Raw genomic sequence first — 16,342 nt, 5'->3', positions numbered from 1 at the left:
CTGCGTTCCAGAATTGTTGCGGTGGCGGTTGCGGTATGTGACGACGGCTCGAACGCGATGCAGTGGACCGTCAGAAATTTGTAAACAATTTCGGATAAAAGTCCTTCCTTATAGAGATGTTTACAACACCATATAGCGGTCATCCTCGCCTTCCTAGGGCCCGTCGCTCAGTTGTCAATAAGTGTTCAAGCTGCGGTTCGGCAATCGCAATATGCATGGCGATCTGCTGCGCTTGCCCCCATTGTAAGTCGGGCTGGAGCCATACCAACGCATCTTCGCGGGTAAAGGCCAGCACTCTTTGCTGCTCGCTGACAATCTCGCCGTAGGTCACTAGGGCAAGGCCATCGCAACCATTTGGCGTTTCACTGGCCTGGGCTAGGGCCGCAAGGAATATCGGTGACGATTGGCGGGAGGTCGTATAGCTGAGGCGGCGGGACGGTACAGTCACGTCAGGTTCTGACGCTTCATACCAACCATCGACCGCTATCAAGACTCTGCCATCGCGCTTGACCCGGTCAAAGACCTTGGAGCGCATCACCAGGTGCAAGGGCAGGTGGGTCAGCGGCGGCATCGTGCCCATCGACCAGACAGGCGACCACCCCCAGCGCACCTTGATGCACTCCAGCCGCCCGCCACGGTTGCGTATGGCGCTGACCTGCATGTTCGGCTTGATCACGCTTTGTCGCTCATGCAGCGCGGGCGCCGCCGCGGCGTGAAGACTGTCGGCGGACAAGCTTGATGAGTTGGCACTGAAGGGCTCGCGCTGGGCAAAGAACGCCAGGGAATCCTTGGAAGAGACAGGCTGAACGAAACATTCACACATCGCGAAAACTCCCAGGCAGATATTGACTACACCCCGCCGTTGAAGCCGCAAAAAACCAGTCGTCTTGAGTCGGTTGCGGCGATGTTATGTAGCTCCGAGCCGGCGCGCCAGCCCTTGGTTCGAAAATCCTTGTCCCGACCTGATGAGCGGAAAATCAAGCGGCATTTCATCCACTTATGCGACCGCTCATCGTCTGCGTGGAGAGCTGCGCATTTCTCCAGGGTCGTTCGTTTTGTGCCCCAGCGCCGTTGCTTCGACGGTGCTTCGCGTGGCCTCTGATGAAGGAGATCGACCCATGACCAAAATCGATAATCTGCTGGATAACAAAGGGACTCCCCTCGACAAGCAGACCTTTACCTGGCGTGAGCTGGCCGGCAAACCGATCAGCAAACTGGACGACGATGCGTTCACCCGTGTGCGGGTGATATTGATGAACGGCGTCGAGTCCGACGCCCTGCGCCTCAAGCATTTCGGTGCGCGTTTCCACAAGGAGCTGCAACTGCCCCTGGCTCAGGTCAGGCGTGCCGAACACCATCAGATGACGGCCATCAACTGGTTGCTGTCGGCGGATCATTCCCCCCTGGAAACCACCGTGGCCTACGAACAGGTCGCCATCGAAGTCACCGCCGCGGTGGCCCAGAACGAGCCGGATCCTTACCAGGCGCAGACATACCGCTTCGGTTTGCTGGAAGATTTCGACCACCTCTACCGTTACGCCGCGATGCTTGATCGCCTGGAAGGCAAGGACGCCAATAACATCCTGCAAGGCTACACGGACATCGTGCCCGGCCGGCCCACCAGCGAGCAGCGCCCCCGGCGATGACCTTCGAGACAACTATCAGAAGGACAGCGCCGCACTGATCACCAAAATCCATGCCGCGCTGATTACCGGCGCGGAATACCAGACCCACGATTACTATATGAACATCGGCCCACTATTCGCCGACCCGGTGGCGCGGGCGTTGTACGCCGAGATTGCCTCGGTGGAGGAACAGCTGCCTGAGGGCATACCGCCTGGAAATAATCAGCCAGCCTTGTCTTGGCGGATTACCCTGCCAATTGACGGGGCCTACATAAGCCGCTTCCAGTGCCGTCAGAACGCAGGACGCTTCCGCCGAAGCTGGCTGGTAGGTGTGAGCCAAGAGGCGTATCCTACGAGTGCTTGCTCCGAGACTTGTTGGCCTACAGCCTTCCCTTGGAGACATCTGATAGCCCGCCGCCGAGGCGGGCTTCTTTGTAACAATATCCATAAGGCAGCGCCGTTGGTTAGCTAGCTGCCCAAGCTAGGCTCCGCCAGAGCGCATGCTCGTCATGAGCGGTCTACCCGTCTCCTGGGCGAAATACGCCTACGCAGCCATTGCTTCGCAGGATGCTGCATAGGCCATCCAGGCCTCTGCGCAATGCTGACAGTGGTCTGCCTTATGCTCACCGCACTCCTCCCCGGAAGCGCGGAAAATCCTGGCGCACAGCGCACAATGGGCTTTGGCGAGTATGCTTTCTCGTGCCATCAAGGTAGCCGCAAGCTTGCACATCTCTGCGCAATCCCTGTCCGCCTTGATGCAGTCGGCCATCATTGATACGTCCTGTTTCTTCCAGGCAGGCTCATGCGCAGTATTCTCAGGCCAGCGCACAAGGCAGGCATTACAAGATGTATTCTTGAATTCAGCATTAAGGGGTTGGGGCTGCACCGACCAACCGCTTGGAGGCTTGGAGGCTGATGAGAAAAGTTGTGACACCCTCCGACGAAGTACACCAGATTCGTCCGCTGTGAGCCTCAATGATGGAGCGTGTTATCGACAGACCCAGGCCAGCATTGCTCGGCCCGCCTTCTCGCCTGGCTGGATCTGCTCGATAGAACCGGTCGAAGATCTTGGCAATGTGCTGGGGATCGATGGTTACCCCGCTGTTACGCACGGAAAGCGTCACGGTTTCAGGTGTTTGCTCGATCTGCACTGATATCTCATTGCCTTCCGGGGTGTAGCGCAACGCGTTCGATAAAAGGTTGGAAAGCGCTCGGTCAATCATCAGGCGATCGCCACGAACCTTGCCACGACCTTTGAGGGTCAGCTGAATGCCACGGTCCTCAGCCAGGAACTGATAGTACTCGAACAGCTTGGATACGAGCTCGGAGAGCTCCACATCAATCTGCTCAGGCACGATCAGACCGTTATCCGCCTTGGCGAGGAAAAGCATGTCGTCGATCATGCGCGACATGCGCTTGAGGTCTTCAAGGTTCGAATAGAGGTTTTCCTCATAGGCATCCAGGCCACGCTTCTTGGTGAGCACCACTTCGGTATGGGTCAGTAGGTTGCTGACCGGCGTTCTCAACTCGTGAGCGATATCGGCAGAGAAGTTGGACAACCGAACGAATGCATCCTCCAATCGTCCCAGCATCCCGTTGAAAGACAGGATGAGCTCCTGAAGCTCTAGCGGTACGGGCTCCAGGGGAATGCGCTCGCGGAGTGATCTTGCCGACATCCCGGTCGCCACTTTGGTGATTTGCCCAACAGGCCGAAGCCCACTCTTGGCCACGACCCAGCCCAAGCCTGCGCTCACAATCGCGCTGATCACCAAGCCGATGCCGAACCACCATTGCAGGGTGACAAAGAAATGGGCGTGAGTGGTGACATTGAGCATCAGCACGGCAGTCACTGGTTCAGGCTCGCCTGTCATGGTCAGCTGGGCGGTAATGCCGCGGAAGTTCTGCGATTCATCCTGCCATTCCCAGACCGCACCCCGATGCGCCTGCTCGAACCCCTGAGGAATTTGGGAGGCTTTGGGGTCTGAAAAAAGGACCGTTCCGTCAGCCTTGGTGATTTTCACCGACAGATCTTGATGTGCGCCGAGCAATGCCCGCAGCTGCTGCTCCTGATCGTCTAGCCCGCCTCGCGCTGCTGAGATGGACAGGATATGACGCGTTGACTCCAGCTTTTCGGAAAGCGCCTGCTCATCTAGCATCCGGAAATGGTGCTGGCTGAGTCCATAGAAAGCCACGCCAGCAACCATCAGGACAGCAGTCACCGCGAACATGAACATCAGGGTCAGTCGCTTGACGAGCGATGATTGCGGTCGCATCACTCGGACACATCCATCATGTAGCCCATGCCTCGGGCGGTATGGATGAGCTTTGGCGCGAAGTCGTCATCAATCTTGGCCCGCAGTCGACGAATCGCGACCTCGATCACGTTGGTGTCACTGTCGAAATTCATGTCCCAGACCTGAGAAGCGATCAGCGACTTGGGGAGCACCTCGCCGCGTCGGCGCATGAGCAGCTCCAACAGGGAAAACTCCTTCGCAGTAAGGTCGATCCGCTTGCCGTTTCGCGTAGCTCGACGCTTGAGCAGGTCTACCTCAAGGTCTGCCATCTTCATGGTGGTTTGAGCAGAACCACCGTTGCCTCTGCGCAGCAACGTGCGAACCCGAGCCAGCAGCTCCGAGAACGCAAAGGGCTTCACCAGGTAATCATCAGCGCCCAGCTCCAAACCTTTCACGCGGTCGTCTACGCCGTCTCGGGCCGTCAAGAAAAGGACCGGCACATCCTGACCCGCTGCACGGATCTTGCGCAGGACCTCCCAGCCGTCGAGCCCCGGCATCATCACGTCGAGGATCAGCAAGTCATACGCTTCGCTCTGTGCCTGTTGCAGGGCGTCAGTGCCTGTCATCACCCGGTCAACGGTGAAGCCAGCTTCTGTCAGGCCTTGCTGGAGGTAGACACCGGTTTTCGGCTCATCTTCGGCTACGAGTAATTTCATCTGCTCTCATCCATGCGGGGTGCATCTCTAGTTTGCAGGAAAAAAGACGCCCCACCAGAAGCTGACGGAAAAGTAATGTCGAGATCAGTTTTCTGACAGCACCGCGAGGCTAACTTGACCCTGTACCTGACGCCATGAGGCGCAGAACCCACTGAGGATCTCCAGATGAACATGGTCAAAGCAATTTTGATGGTCGTTACCTTCGGCATGGCAGGCATCGCCCTGGCAGAGGGCGGCGCGGACCGGGCTTTTGCGCGGATGGAAGCGGCTCGCCAAAGCTCCATGCAGGCCTACCAGGTTGCGCAGGAGAAGAAAGAGCAGGCGCCAGTCGCCGCCCAGCCCAGTAAGCACGCGGGCCACGAAAACTGCTGATCCGAGCTTACAGAAAATGTAATTACCCCGGAATCTGAATTATGGCAGTTTCAGACTACGGCCTCTCATCAGCCTCGCGCAGTGGCGAAAGTCTACGAGACTGGTGAGAGCTCCAATGAACCCAAGGGCTGCGCCATCGAGCAGCCTGGATATCAGCGATCTACCTGACTGGACGCAACGGCATGCAAAGCAAAACCACGAGACGATCTTTCGTCAAAGGCCTGGCCGCTACCGGACTTCTGGGTGGGCTCGGCATGTGGCGCGCGCCGGTCTGGGCCGTGACCAGCCCTGGCCAACCGAACGTGCTGAGCGGCACGGACTTCGATCTGTACATCGGTGAGCTGCCCGTCAACATCACGGGTGCAGCTCGTACGGCCATGGCCATCAACGGCTCAGTGCCAGGGCCGATCCTGCGATGGCGCGAAGGCGACACCGTGACGCTGCGCGTACGCAACCGGTTGAAACAGGACACCTCCATTCACTGGCACGGCATCATCTTGCCCGCCAACATGGACGGTGTGCCGGGCTTGAGCTTCCACGGCATCGCTCCCGATGGCATGTACGAATACAAGTTCAAGGTCCACCAGAACGGTACTTACTGGTATCACAGTCACTCAGGCTTCCAAGAACAGTCCGGGGTCTATGGGGCTTTGGTGATCGATGCCAAGGATCCGGAGCCGTTTGTATATGACCGTGATTACGTCGTCATGCTCAGCGATTGGACGGATGAAGACCCGGCGCAGGTGCTCTCCAAACTCAAGAAGCAATCCGACTACTACAACTTCCACAAGCGCACAGTTGGCGACTTCGTTGACGATGTGAGCGAGAAAGGCTGGTCGGCCGCTGTAGCGGATCGGAAGATGTGGGCTGAAATGAAGATGAGCCCCACCGACCTCGCTGATGTGAGCGGGTATACCTACACCTACCTCATGAACGGCCAGGCTCCGAACGGCAACTGGACGGGAATCTTCAAGCCCGGCGAGAAAATCCGCCTGCGCTTTATCAACGGCTCGGCCATGACCTATTTCGATGTCCGGATTCCTGGGCTCAAGATGACGGTTGTGGCTGCCGACGGCCAGTACGTCAAACCCGTATCGGTCGATGAGTTTCGGATCGCCGTTGCGGAAACCTACGATGTCATCGTCGAACCTGAAAACGAGCAGGCCTATACGATCTTCGCGCAGTCCATGGACCGTACCGGGTACTCCCGAGGCACCCTGGCAGTTCGTGAAGGCTTGCAAGCGCCCGTGCCGGAGGTAGATCCGCGCCCGATCATCGCTATGAGCGACATGGGCATGGACCACGGCAGCATGGGCGGAATGGATCACGGCAGCATGGCTGGCATGGACCATAGCAAGATGGCTGGGCTGGACCATGGCAGCATGGCCGGCATGGATCACAGCAAGATGGCTGGGATGGGTCATGAGGGCATGGCCGGCATGAGCGGTGCAATGCAGAGCCATCCAGCTTCCGAGACCAACAACCCGTTGGTCGATATGCAGACCATGTCGCCGACCCCGAAGCTGAACGATCCGGGAATCGGCCTGCGCAACAACGGGCGCCGAGTACTGACCTACGCCGATTTGCGGAGCACCTTCATCGATCCCGATGGTCGAGAGCCTGGACGCACAATCGAACTGCACCTTACCGGCCACATGGAGAAGTTCGCGTGGTCGTTCGACGGTATCAAATTCTCCGACGCTGAACCGCTGCGATTGAAATATGGCGAGCGTCTTCGCATCACCTTGGTCAACGACACCATGATGACTCACCCCATCCATCTCCACGGTATGTGGAGTGATCTGGAGGACGAGAACGGCAACTTCATGGTTCGCAAGCACACTATCGACATGCCACCTGGCTCAAAACGAAGCTATCGCGTCACCGCAGGTGCCTTGGGACGTTGGGCCTATCACTGTCACCTACTGTTCCACATGGAAATGGGCATGTTCCGAGAAGTCCGTGTGGACGAATGAACTGGAGATCTGAGATGAGCAAACCAATGAAACGAAGCGCCTTTTTCTTTTCTGCTGCGATGGTAGGCATGCTGGCTGTTTATGCCCCGGCGTCGTGGTCCAGCGACAACCATGATCAGCACTCCCAGAAATCCACCGAGGCAGGCAAAGCCAAAGGCTCGCAGGACAAGCAGGGCCAGGGGATGAACCATGAAGGCATGGACCATGGTTCCATGGAAGGTATGGATCACGGCTCGATGAAGGGGATGGACCATGGCTCGATGGAAGGCATGGACCACGACAAAATGATGGAATCGCATGGCAGCGACAAAGCTAAGGCAGGGAAAGATGGCCAATAGCTTTGGGCGGCCTTCGCTGCTGGCCCTGACTGTTTCAATCGGCATGCTGGGCGTAACGCCCAGCTTCGCCGCTGAAGAAATGGATCACTCGGGCATGGATCATTCGAAAATGGGGCACGGTTCCATGCAAATGGATGCTGCTCCGTCCGAAGCGATGCCGGCGATGGATCACAGCAAGATGGTGGTTAGCAAACAGCAGAAACAGACTGCCCCTGTTGATCACAGCCAGATGGGGCATGCTCAAAGCCAGAGCAAATCCAGCCCGGTGGACCATAGCAAGATGGACCATGGAAACATGAAGGGCATGGATCACGGTTCGATGAAGGGCATGGACCATTCCCAGATGAACCATGGTTCAGCGACTTCTCCAACCACAACGAGCCGCACGCCGATTCCAGTGCTCACTGATGCCGACCGCGAGGCAGCCTTTCCGCCTTTGGGTGGCCACCAGGTGCACGACAGCGGAATCAATAGCTTCTTCCTGTTGGACCAGCTCGAATACCAGGACTCCGATGAGGGCAGCACCCTGGCCTGGGACGCATCAGGCTGGATAGGCGGCGACATCAATCGACTCTGGGTTCGTTCGGAAGGCGAGCGCACAAATGGGTTAACCGAAGACGCTGAGCTGCAATTGCTGTACGGGCGCGCGGTCAGTCCCTGGTGGGATGTGGTCGCCGGAGTCCGTCAGGATTTCAAACCGGAATCACCCCAGACCTGGGCAGCCTTTGGTATTCAGGGCATGGCCTTGTATGACTTCGAGGCCGAAGCCACGGCGTTCATCGGCGAGAACGGCCAGACTGCTGCGCGTCTTGAGGGAGAATACGACATCCTGCTGACCAATCGCTTAATTTTGCAGCCCACGGCCGAGGCGAACTTCTATGGCAAGAACGATCCTGAGCGCGGTGTTGGCTCGGGTCTGGCCAATACCGAAGTCGGGCTGCGTCTACGGTATGAAATTATCCGCCAGTTTGCCCCGTATATAGGCGTGACCTGGAGCCGCTCCTACGGCAACACCGCTGACTTCATCCGAGACGAGGGTGGAGATGTTAATGAGGCACGCTTCGTTGCCGGTATCCGGATGTGGTTCTGAGAATTCCAACATGAAAAGAACAATTGCAACGCTGCTCGTGGCCGGTGCTGTCGGAAGTGCTGCGGTTTTGGGCACGGCGTATTTCGGCTTGGTGAATGTCGGAGCCGATGATCCTCACTTTCCGGCTGTTCATTCGTTTCTCGCCATGGCTCGCGACCGGTCGATAGAGGTTCGAGCGCGAGACATTGAAGTGCCTGACCTCAAGGACGCCGCGTTGATCAAGGCAGGAGCAGGCAACTACAACGCCATGTGCATTGGGTGCCACCTCGCCCCAGGCGTTGAGAAGACTGAACTAAGCCAAGCGCTATACCCGTCGCCACCTGACCTCACCAAGGTGGGTGTCGGAGGCGATCCGGCCGCCGCATTCTGGACGATCAAACACGGTATCAAAGCCACCGGCATGCCCGCTTGGGGCAAGAGCATGGGTGACGAGTACGTCTGGGGAATCGTCGCGTTCCTGGATCAACTGCCCCAAATGAATCCGGAGCAGTACAAGGCTTTGGTGGCCACGAGCGGTGGCCACCAGCACGGCGGCGGTGAAAGCGATATGCATAACCATGAGGGTCAGCACGGCGTAAGCGGTAATGCCGAGCATGGCGATCACGACGAAGCGGCAGACGACGATCATGCCCAGGCATCTCACGACCATGGAGCTGCACCCGCAGGCCCCGCTCAAGCGGCAGATCATCACGGTGACCACAATGCGGCCGAAGCCCATCCGGATGCCCACCCGCAATCGTCGCCAAAGACGCATGTTCACAAAGACGGTAAGGAACACACTCCTGCCAACTAACCGGATACTCGTTCGTCTAGCCGCTATCGCTGGGCTGCTGGTGACCTCGGCGGCCTACGCTGCCGAGCCATTGTCCATCGACGTTCACCGAGACGCGAACTGCGGTTGCTGCAAGAAATGGATCGCGCACCTGGAAGCCGATGGTTTCAAAGTGACCGACCATGTTGAGACGGACATGAGCGCAGTGAAACAGAAGCTGGGCGTAGCGCCACGGTTAGCGTCCTGCCACACAGCCGTGATTGACGGAAAGTTTGTTGAAGGTCACGTGCCAGCTGAGCAGATTCGAGATCTCAGGGGGCGGAACGATCTGGTCGGGATCGCCGTACCGAGAATGCCAGCTGGATCCCCAGGCATGGAGGTTGATGGCGTAAGCCACGCCTACCAAGTCATTGGTTTAACCAAAAGCGGCGAGGACCAAGTAGTAGCCAACTATCCAGCCAAATAACGCGCCGACCATGAGGACGGCGGTAGGCTGACGCCGTCCTTTGTACCCCCGCTGGAAAGGCTTCATCAGCTCAACATGACGAGACAGAGCGCTTGCAAAGGGCAGCTAATCAGATTCACGGCACTCGCGGACTGGCTTGAGTACGATATCGCCATTGATGAGCTCGATGAAGAGTCTGTCGCCCGTCGTGAGCCCGAGCTCGCGCAGAATATCGTCGGGTAATTCCACAATCACATCGCCGGAGCCATCGCCGGGATCAAGGCACTTTACCGTGGTGCGCGCTGATTCAGTCATTGGGCTCTCCTGCCTAAGCTATCAATCCTCATCGTACTCCACGAGTCATGAAAGCCGGTAACCAGGCGATCAATCGCCGGAATTGACGCTTCAACCCGGCTTTTTACCAGCGTAAGTCCTGCCCGCTCGGTCCGTGCTCAGTTCTGGCCCCGGCAACCGATACCAGCGGTCCGGTACTCAAGGATTTTCAGGTCCCCGCTGGAATCCTCATAGTTCATCTGTGCTGGCATCACGTCACAGCTCGCCTTGGTCGATGTCATGCTGATCACCTTCGCCACGTCGAGCCGCATCCCGTAGACCTCAACGTGCGGTGCGAACTCAAGTAGGCTGCGTGGTTGTGCACGTCGCGGATGAAGCTGATGTCGACGTGAGCCAGCGGGCGCTCGATCCAGTCTCGGTTGTATCCGCGTCCGGTCATTTCTGTCGAGAACAGGGGTCGCAAGCCGTGTGGCGACTGCCAACCGATCAATCCATACGACTCCGAGACGTTGTTTGCTAGCATGTGCCGAATGGTATTGTGGGGTCGCTGCGGTTCCCGAAGAAGTAGCCCAGGTGTCTGGCGAGTGGCGGCCATCCGCAGGTTTAAGATGCTTTTGATTACCATCCCCAGGTGATCCTTGCCGGGCGGCGAATCAATGATGGCATGGGCAAGTGGATCGTCGAGAAAACCATCAAGCTGCTGATCTCCTCCAACCGTGTGGTGAAGGGCTCGACGATCAATGTGATGGGAATCACGTTCAAGGAAAATTGCGCAGATGTGCGCAATTCGAAGGTTCACGACATCATCGTCGAATTGCGAGCCTATGGCGTCAACGTCCATGTGAATGACCCACTGGCCGACCCGGCGACGGTCATGTGTCAGTACGACTGCGCATTGAGCAGTTGGGGAACAGCTGCCCGCAGGCGATGCGCTGATCGTGGCTGTGCCGCATGAGGCCTATCGGCGCACCTCATTGCAGCAAATGCGCACCAAGTTATTGCCCGGGGCGTGTGTGATTGATGTCAAGGCTGTCCTGGATCGGGAGTCCTACGAGGCCGAGGGTTATCATTTCTGGCGTCTGTTAACCGGTGGGGCAACTGTCGGCATGACCAGCCCGCAGGCCACTGCAGCATTGACGGCCTGTTGGCGACTCACCGAACCCAGCTTGCGTCGGGCATTGAGCAGGTGGAAGTCGATGGTGCGCTCGGAACAGGTCAGGATGTGGCTAATCTCCCAAGTGGTCTTGCCGACGCTGGCCCAATACAGGCAGTCCAACTCCTTGGGCGTGAGGTCCTGGCAGGGTTGGGCAGGAACCTACAGCTGATGGCGCATTCCGGCGAGCAGGTAGGGGATGAGCATGAACAGTTGATAAACGGCAGGGTTGGAAAAGCCCTCCTGTTCCGTGATCTGGGTGTCATCGAAAGCCACACTCAGTATTCCCCTGAGCAGCTCGTAGCGCAGCGGGATGCTCAGGCCGCTGCGCAGGCCGTGTTGCTCGCGTTGTTGCCAGAAGTGCCGGGAACGTCCACGGGCGCGCCTGCGCTCGCTGTCCCAGAAAAAAGGTAGCAGTTCGCGTCGACAGTGCCTGAGTATCGGGTCGATCTCGATCAACCCGTCACCGCGATAGTGTTCCAGCCAGCGTTTGGGAAAGGTTGGTGATGAGGCCGGCGAGAGGGTCGGTATCCCTCGGTGCTGCCGGTCCCAGGCTGATGAGGTAGCTGCCGAAGCCGAGCTGACGCAGCACTTTGTTCAGCAGGCGCTCCCAATCGCAACGGTTAGCATCTTTGGCGAGACTCATGAAGGCGGTCAGCGGTGCGGTACGCCCGGCCTGGTTCCGGCTGCAGACGGGGGAGTTGTGTTCGTCCATAAACGAGTCGCTCTTGTTATAGCGGGAATGAAACAGCTGGAGTACGGAAAAGAAGGGGAGTGCGCCCCTTCTGGCGGATCACTGGTGCACGTAACACTTGATGAAACTGCGAAACAGGTCCAGGCCGTTTTCGGTCAGGATGCTCTCAGGGTGAAACTGCACACCTTCCACTGGCAGGTGGCGATGACGCTCGATCTTGATGCACAGGCCAATACCACTCATTACTTAACTGGCTTGACTGGCGACGATGCGCCGGTCGGCATTGCTGATTTCTTCAAACAAACACTGTCTTCAGGGCTGGCAGCCAAGAATAATCGCGTTCGTATTTTTGAGACTGTCCATGACAATTTGCACATTATCGCTGCCAGCAGCGAGCTAGCGGACCTACAGCAAAAGCTTGAAGCAAAATTCAAAATCAACAAATGTCGTCGACTGCTGGAAGAGCTTGCACAGGATTACGACCGTATCTACATAGATACGCCGCCCGCGATGAATTTCTATACCTTCAGCGCTCTGATTGCGTCCGATGCTGTTCTGATCCCATTGACTGCGACACTTTCGCCCGCCATGCCCTCTATCAGGTAATGGCCCAGGTTGAAGAGCTCAAAGCTGACCATAATGAGTCACTGGTCGTTGAAGGCATTGTCATCAATCAATATTCGAACACAGCTGGGTTTCATCGTACGACGGTCGAGGAGTTGATCGATGTAGGGCTGCCGGTGCTTCCGGTTTACCTGAGTAGCTCGGTCAAGATGAGAGAGTCACATGAGCGGTGCCTGCCCCTGATTAACCTGGCGCCTAACCACAAGCTAACTGCCCAGTTTGTCGAACTGCTCCACAGGTCGGAGGCCGGGCACCACTAGAGTGGCGGGCTTTTTGTTGCGGTGGGATGGTCATGCTGGATTGATTGCTGAGATTGCCAAGCGGCTGCGCTCTGTGAGTTTTCAAGCCTGTCGGGCTAGCGGGATGTCTCCAAAGATGTGTTTGGCGAGGCTTTTTAATCCAGGTTCCCCTCGATAGTCGCTTCTCACCAGTCCCACCACTGCGAATGACTCCCCGGTCTCACCGGCCACCGAGAGTGAGGCAGTACCGTCGGCGCAAAGGACACATTTTGACCGTGCAACCTGGTAGTAAGCATGCCAAGGCGTCCTCTATTTCGACCAGAATGTCGTTACCGACTCCGCCGCTCATTAAGGTTGTCCATGGCGCGTTGATCGGACTCGTTACGACCCTTTTGCTAATCGACCGATACCGATAGACAGTCGGCTTATGACCAACGTAGCTCAATAGCTTGAAATGACCTGGACGGCCAGTGGTGAGTTTGCTGCGCATCAAATACGAGCAGGCCCCGCAAAGTGCGGAGACTGTCCAAACGATTCGATCAGCAGCTCTGCAAGCATCCGTATCTTCCGTGCCGGATGCTGACCTGGCGGACGGACCACATAGGCGCCCGCCGGTGGCGGTGGGAACCGGGTCATGATCGGCACCAGCGCCCCTGAGGTCACATGCTCGTAGGTCAGGCAGTCCGGAAGGTACGCGACGCCGAGCCCTGCGGACGCGGCAGCCACGATCGCTATGCCGTTGTCCGCCTTGAAGCGCCCCTGGGGACGAACCGTGATGATCTTATCGCCATCCATGAATTGCCACGCTTCGGTGCCCTGCATGAGCGCCTCGTGCGTGGCGAGTTCCTCCGGTGACTCGGGTGCCCCATGCGCTTTTATATAGCTTGGACTGGCGACGAGTTTCGTGTAGATCGGGCCGATACGCCTTGCGATCAGATTGGAGTCCGGAAGGTAACCGACGCGTATCCCACAATCGAAACCCTCGGCAATGAGGTCAACGAAGCGATCGCTGTAGCAGGTCTGGATATGGAGTTCGGGGTGGCGGCGCGCCATTTCCGCGAGCATAGGCGCGAAATGAGTGGGACCAAAGGACAACGGCGCCGCAACGCGCAAGCGGCCGCGAAGGGGGCCCTGCGGCAGGATCGTTTCCTTGGCCACCTCAATCTCGGCGCAGACCCTGGCTGCATAGTCTCGAAACGTCGCCCCCGCTTCAGTAACGGCAGCCCCGCGAGTGGTCCGTGCAAGCAGTTGGATGCCTAGTTCCGCCTCAAGCCGAGCGAGCCGGCGACTGACGATCGACTTGGACACGCCAAGCCGCAGCGCTGCTGGCGAAACCCCTCCCGCATCGGCCACTTCGACGAATGTTTGCAGCTCTTCGATATCCAAATCGGCGTTCCCCTTTGTGCGACACAGCTAGCCTCGGGATGCTACTACTGCGGCAAAATTCGCAACAGCATAATCCTTGCTCCGGGCAACGTCGCCGCTGGCGTACGTTTCCCGGAAAAACCAATCCACTAACAATATCAGTAGACGCGTCGTCACCGTCGCGCCCGGCCACCCGAGCATGCACTGGCCCTCCGACATGCGTGCATCACAACTGAGAACAGGGACTACACATGACAAGCGAGACGATCCGCAATCCCCATACCGACCACCTCCTGACCCCCGAAAATTCGGCGCTGATCATCATCGATTATCAGCCGATTCAGGTTTCCTCGATCCGCTCGATGCCTCGCGACGAGCTGGTTTTCAACATCACCAGCGTTGCCAAGGCAGCCGTCAACTACAACCTCCCGATCATTCACTCAACGGTCAACGTCGGTACCGGCCGTAACAAGCCGCCAATTCAACAGCTGCAGGACGTACTCGGCCAACTGCCGACTTATGACCGCACGACCATCAACAGCTGGGAGGACATCGAGTTCAAGCAGGCAGTGAAAGCGCTCGGCCGCCGCAAACTCATCATGACCGCGCTCTGGACCGAAGCCTGCCTGACCTTCCCGGTACTGGATGCGATTCAGGAAGGTTACGAGGTCTATGTGCCGGTCGACGCGGTCGGCGGCACCTCGCCCGCCGCGCACGAAGCGGCCCTGCGCAGAATCGAGCAGGCAGGCGCGAAACTCATCAGCCGCGTGCAGATGTACTGCGAGCTCCAGCGTGACTGGGCACGCGAGTCGACTGTTCCTGGCTTCATGGGCGTCTTCGAGAACTTCGACGGTTTTAACGCCGAGAAAGCTCTATAGAAGACACAACTCAAGAAGGTGCAAATAGAGTGGAGGTGGCGCTTGCAAAAGCGCCACCTCCACTCTGAGTGGGGGCCATGAGCCAATCTAACTGTCAAATCTGGTGTAGGGGACGAATAAAATCAACCGCGATGATCTCGTCTAAATCTGAATGTCTGGAGCGGGACAGATCTCAGGTGCAAAGAATAGAGGCTGCGAAGTCGAACAGCTAGTTAGCGGTTAGCTCCAAATTGCTTAAATATCTAGGTCCACCCACACAGCAGCATGGTCGGACCCCGCATTTTCTTTCTTGATGATTTCCGGGTAGGTCTCCCAGCGTACCGGTCTTGAACCTGGCCACATTCCCTTGCGGTAAACCCCACCAGCTTTTACTTTCAGAAAGAGCTCCGGCGACAGCAGTAGATAATCAATTTTATTGGCGGCTGTGCACGAGCCGTACGTTCCAGGATAACCGCCGTCATCGAAACGCTTGTGAGTGAATGCGTCCTTCAGCGTCGTATCCGCAAGGAGCGGCTTCAATGCGTCGCTGCCCGGCGTGTCGTTCAAGTCACCAACAACGGCGATATGTTGTTCGCCTTGTTCAATCAGCGAGTTATAGATCTCCTTCACTCGACTGGCTTGGGCAAATCTTCTTTTGGCCGAGTCAGAGAGACTGCCGTAGCCTTTGCTTTTGAAGTGATTGACTAACAATACCAACCGAAGGCCGGATGGCATCGAAAGATGAAACTCTGGGCAATCCCTCGAAAAAATCAGGGGGCCTGCGTCCAGACGATCATCCACATGGCTGCGCATGGTTCCGATTGGAAAGCCTGCGCGCGTGGCCACGCCGACATCAATACCGCGCTCGTCATTGCCATCAATCAGCATCACGTGGCTGAACGCATCACCGCCTAACCCACCAATGATCTCAGTGTTGAAGTCGCGTAGCGCAGGCCTGCTTTCCGCTTCCACCACCGCCAGTACATCGGCTTTCAGATCAATCATGACCCTGGCAGTGTTGCGCATGGCTTCTTCGTCAACAGGCGCCTGAATTAGCTCCAGCGAGCCGACCCAATCGGATCGCCCATTGGCGACAATTGTTATTTCCCCGCTGCGGGATCGTTTGACCAAGCTGCCGCGATTTTGCCGAAGCAGGGTGAAGGGCCCCTGGTCTGAGCGGCTAAGCCCCAGCTCATCCAGCAAACGCACCATGAGCCGCTTATCTGCTGCTGAATAGGCTTGTTGGCCCAGCAAGGCATTGAATTTTGCGAAGCGCTCCAACGTCGGTTTACCCTTTCCCCATCCCTCAAGGTTCATTACCGCGGCGCGATTGAAGAGGTTTTCGACGTTGTACGTGGCAAGTCTCATTGGCAGTCCTTCGTTCCCAGCGCCCTGGCATGTTGGTTGAGACCAGCTTTACATCCAGTGGTGACGTTGAGATGAATGAACCTGACGCTTGTTTCCTGGGCCATAGGCATTGATCGCTGACAGCTGAGGATTTGGTACCGTTTTTCAGCAGTTAAATCCATGTATCAAGCCGAAATAATA

At 57.4% G+C, this 16,342-nt stretch carries 19 protein-coding genes and 3 pseudogenes; 10 read left to right on the top strand and 12 right to left on the bottom strand.

The genetic code is table 11. The annotated features are described in order from the left end of the window. Positions 1-139 precede the first annotated feature (139 nt). Positions 140-823 (bottom strand): SOS response-associated peptidase family protein, encoded by a 684-nt coding sequence (locus tag M1D68_RS14765; protein WP_457967367.1) that lies wholly within the window; start codon positions 821-823, stop codon positions 140-142. A 295-nt stretch (positions 824-1,118) separates the two neighbouring features. On the opposite strand from M1D68_RS14765, the pseudogene M1D68_RS14760 reads away from it, so the two are divergent. Beyond that, positions 1,119-1,818: pseudogene (locus tag M1D68_RS14760) on the top strand (hypothetical protein); the annotation flags it as partial. Positions 1,819-2,169: 351 nt separating this feature from the next. Here M1D68_RS14760 and M1D68_RS14755 read toward each other — a convergent pair. The 3 genes from M1D68_RS14755 to M1D68_RS14745 all read right to left on the bottom strand — a co-directional run bounded on the left by M1D68_RS14755 (position 2,170) and on the right by M1D68_RS14745 (position 4,575). Further along, entirely contained in the window at positions 2,170-2,394 is a 225-nt protein-coding gene (locus M1D68_RS14755; protein ID WP_457970733.1) for a ferredoxin, read from the bottom strand. Between the two features lie 97 nt (positions 2,395-2,491). Continuing rightward, entirely contained in the window at positions 2,492-3,898 is a 1,407-nt protein-coding gene (locus M1D68_RS14750; protein ID WP_434564119.1) for a heavy metal sensor histidine kinase, read from the bottom strand. Beyond that, positions 3,898-4,575 (bottom strand): heavy metal response regulator transcription factor, encoded by a 678-nt coding sequence (locus tag M1D68_RS14745; RefSeq protein WP_434676306.1) that lies wholly within the window; start codon positions 4,573-4,575, stop codon positions 3,898-3,900. Before M1D68_RS14745 ends, M1D68_RS14750 begins: the two co-directional genes overlap by 1 nt. Before the next feature lie 165 nt (positions 4,576-4,740). Here M1D68_RS14745 and M1D68_RS14740 point away from each other — a divergent pair, with 165 nt between their 5' ends. From M1D68_RS14740 to M1D68_RS14715, 6 genes are all read left to right on the top strand, one after another. Further along, entirely contained in the window at positions 4,741-4,947 is a 207-nt protein-coding gene (locus tag M1D68_RS14740) for a co-regulatory protein PtrA N-terminal domain-containing protein (RefSeq protein ID WP_434559401.1), read from the top strand. Between the two features lie 182 nt (positions 4,948-5,129). Further along, positions 5,130-6,923, top strand: a complete 1,794-nt coding sequence (locus tag M1D68_RS14735; protein ID WP_434559399.1) for a copper resistance system multicopper oxidase — start codon at positions 5,130-5,132, stop codon at positions 6,921-6,923. Positions 6,924-6,937: 14 nt separating this feature from the next. Beyond that, entirely contained in the window at positions 6,938-7,261 is a 324-nt protein-coding gene (locus M1D68_RS14730) for a hypothetical protein (protein ID WP_434559397.1), read from the top strand. Beyond that, on the top strand, positions 7,251-8,351 hold the full coding sequence (locus tag M1D68_RS14725) for a copper resistance protein B (RefSeq protein ID WP_434559395.1): 1,101 nt from the start codon (positions 7,251-7,253) through the stop codon (positions 8,349-8,351). The genes M1D68_RS14730 and M1D68_RS14725 overlap by 11 nt, the downstream gene beginning before the upstream one ends. 10 nt (positions 8,352-8,361) lie before the next feature. Continuing rightward, positions 8,362-9,144, top strand: a complete 783-nt coding sequence (locus M1D68_RS14720) for a c-type cytochrome (RefSeq protein WP_457967363.1) — start codon at positions 8,362-8,364, stop codon at positions 9,142-9,144. Next, positions 9,104-9,589 (top strand): DUF411 domain-containing protein, encoded by a 486-nt coding sequence (locus M1D68_RS14715; protein ID WP_457967361.1) that lies wholly within the window; start codon positions 9,104-9,106, stop codon positions 9,587-9,589. The genes M1D68_RS14720 and M1D68_RS14715 overlap by 41 nt, the downstream gene beginning before the upstream one ends. 105 nt (positions 9,590-9,694) lie before the next feature. On the opposite strand, the gene M1D68_RS14710 is transcribed toward M1D68_RS14715, so the two are convergent. Together M1D68_RS14710 and M1D68_RS14705 are read right to left on the bottom strand one after the other, a co-directional pair. Next, entirely contained in the window at positions 9,695-9,883 is a 189-nt protein-coding gene (locus M1D68_RS14710; protein ID WP_434606351.1) for an AbrB/MazE/SpoVT family DNA-binding domain-containing protein, read from the bottom strand. A gap of 137 nt (positions 9,884-10,020) precedes the next feature. Continuing rightward, positions 10,021-10,287 carry a DUF2790 domain-containing protein gene (locus M1D68_RS14705; RefSeq protein WP_457970731.1) on the bottom strand — a complete coding sequence of 89 codons (267 nt, stop codon included), beginning with the start codon at positions 10,285-10,287 and terminating at the stop codon, positions 10,021-10,023. 239 nt (positions 10,288-10,526) lie between these two features. On the opposite strand from M1D68_RS14705, the gene M1D68_RS14700 reads away from it, so the two are divergent. Continuing rightward, a complete protein-coding gene (locus M1D68_RS14700) occupies positions 10,527-10,817 on the top strand; it encodes a UDP binding domain-containing protein (RefSeq protein WP_457967359.1) in 291 nt (96 codons plus the stop codon). A 111-nt stretch (positions 10,818-10,928) separates the two neighbouring features. On the opposite strand, the gene M1D68_RS14695 is transcribed toward M1D68_RS14700, so the two are convergent. The 4 genes and pseudogenes from M1D68_RS14695 to M1D68_RS14680 all read right to left on the bottom strand — a co-directional run. Continuing rightward, positions 10,929-11,138: a helix-turn-helix domain-containing protein gene (locus M1D68_RS14695; RefSeq protein ID WP_457967357.1), complete on the bottom strand. Its 210-nt coding sequence runs from the start codon at positions 11,136-11,138 to the stop codon at positions 10,929-10,931. A gap of 39 nt (positions 11,139-11,177) precedes the next feature. Then, positions 11,178-11,474, bottom strand: coding sequence for an autoinducer binding domain-containing protein (locus tag M1D68_RS14690; protein WP_457967355.1), 297 nt, complete (start codon positions 11,472-11,474; stop codon positions 11,178-11,180). Between the two features lie 4 nt (positions 11,475-11,478). Then, on the bottom strand, positions 11,479-11,730 hold the full coding sequence (locus M1D68_RS14685) for a hypothetical protein (RefSeq protein WP_457967353.1): 252 nt from the start codon (positions 11,728-11,730) through the stop codon (positions 11,479-11,481). A gap of 78 nt (positions 11,731-11,808) precedes the next feature. After that, a pseudogene (locus M1D68_RS14680) lies at positions 11,809-11,919 on the bottom strand (glutamine amidotransferase-related protein); the annotation flags it as partial. On the opposite strand from M1D68_RS14680, the pseudogene M1D68_RS14675 reads away from it, so the two are divergent. Further along, positions 11,914-12,593 (top strand): annotated as a pseudogene (locus M1D68_RS14675) (ParA family protein); the annotation flags it as partial. The pseudogenes M1D68_RS14680 and M1D68_RS14675 sit on opposite strands and share 6 nt — an antisense overlap. A 468-nt stretch (positions 12,594-13,061) precedes the next feature. On the opposite strand, the gene M1D68_RS14670 reads toward M1D68_RS14675, so the two are convergent. Next, positions 13,062-13,958: a LysR family transcriptional regulator gene (locus M1D68_RS14670; RefSeq protein ID WP_457967351.1), complete on the bottom strand. Its 897-nt coding sequence runs from the start codon at positions 13,956-13,958 to the stop codon at positions 13,062-13,064. Between the two features lie 230 nt (positions 13,959-14,188). Here M1D68_RS14670 and M1D68_RS14665 point away from each other — a divergent pair, with 230 nt between their 5' ends. Then, positions 14,189-14,815, top strand: a complete 627-nt coding sequence (locus tag M1D68_RS14665) for a hydrolase (RefSeq protein ID WP_457967349.1) — start codon at positions 14,189-14,191, stop codon at positions 14,813-14,815. Positions 14,816-15,049: 234 nt separating this feature from the next. On the opposite strand, the gene M1D68_RS14660 is transcribed toward M1D68_RS14665, so the two are convergent. Further along, positions 15,050-16,162: an endonuclease/exonuclease/phosphatase family protein gene (locus M1D68_RS14660; RefSeq protein WP_457967347.1), complete on the bottom strand. Its 1,113-nt coding sequence runs from the start codon at positions 16,160-16,162 to the stop codon at positions 15,050-15,052. Between the last annotated feature and the right edge of the window lie 180 nt (positions 16,163-16,342).

Source organism: Pseudomonas sp. R4-84 (genome assembly GCF_054130985.1).
Note: the sequence above shows the minus strand (reverse complement) of the source record. Positions and strands in the feature narration are given on the sequence as shown.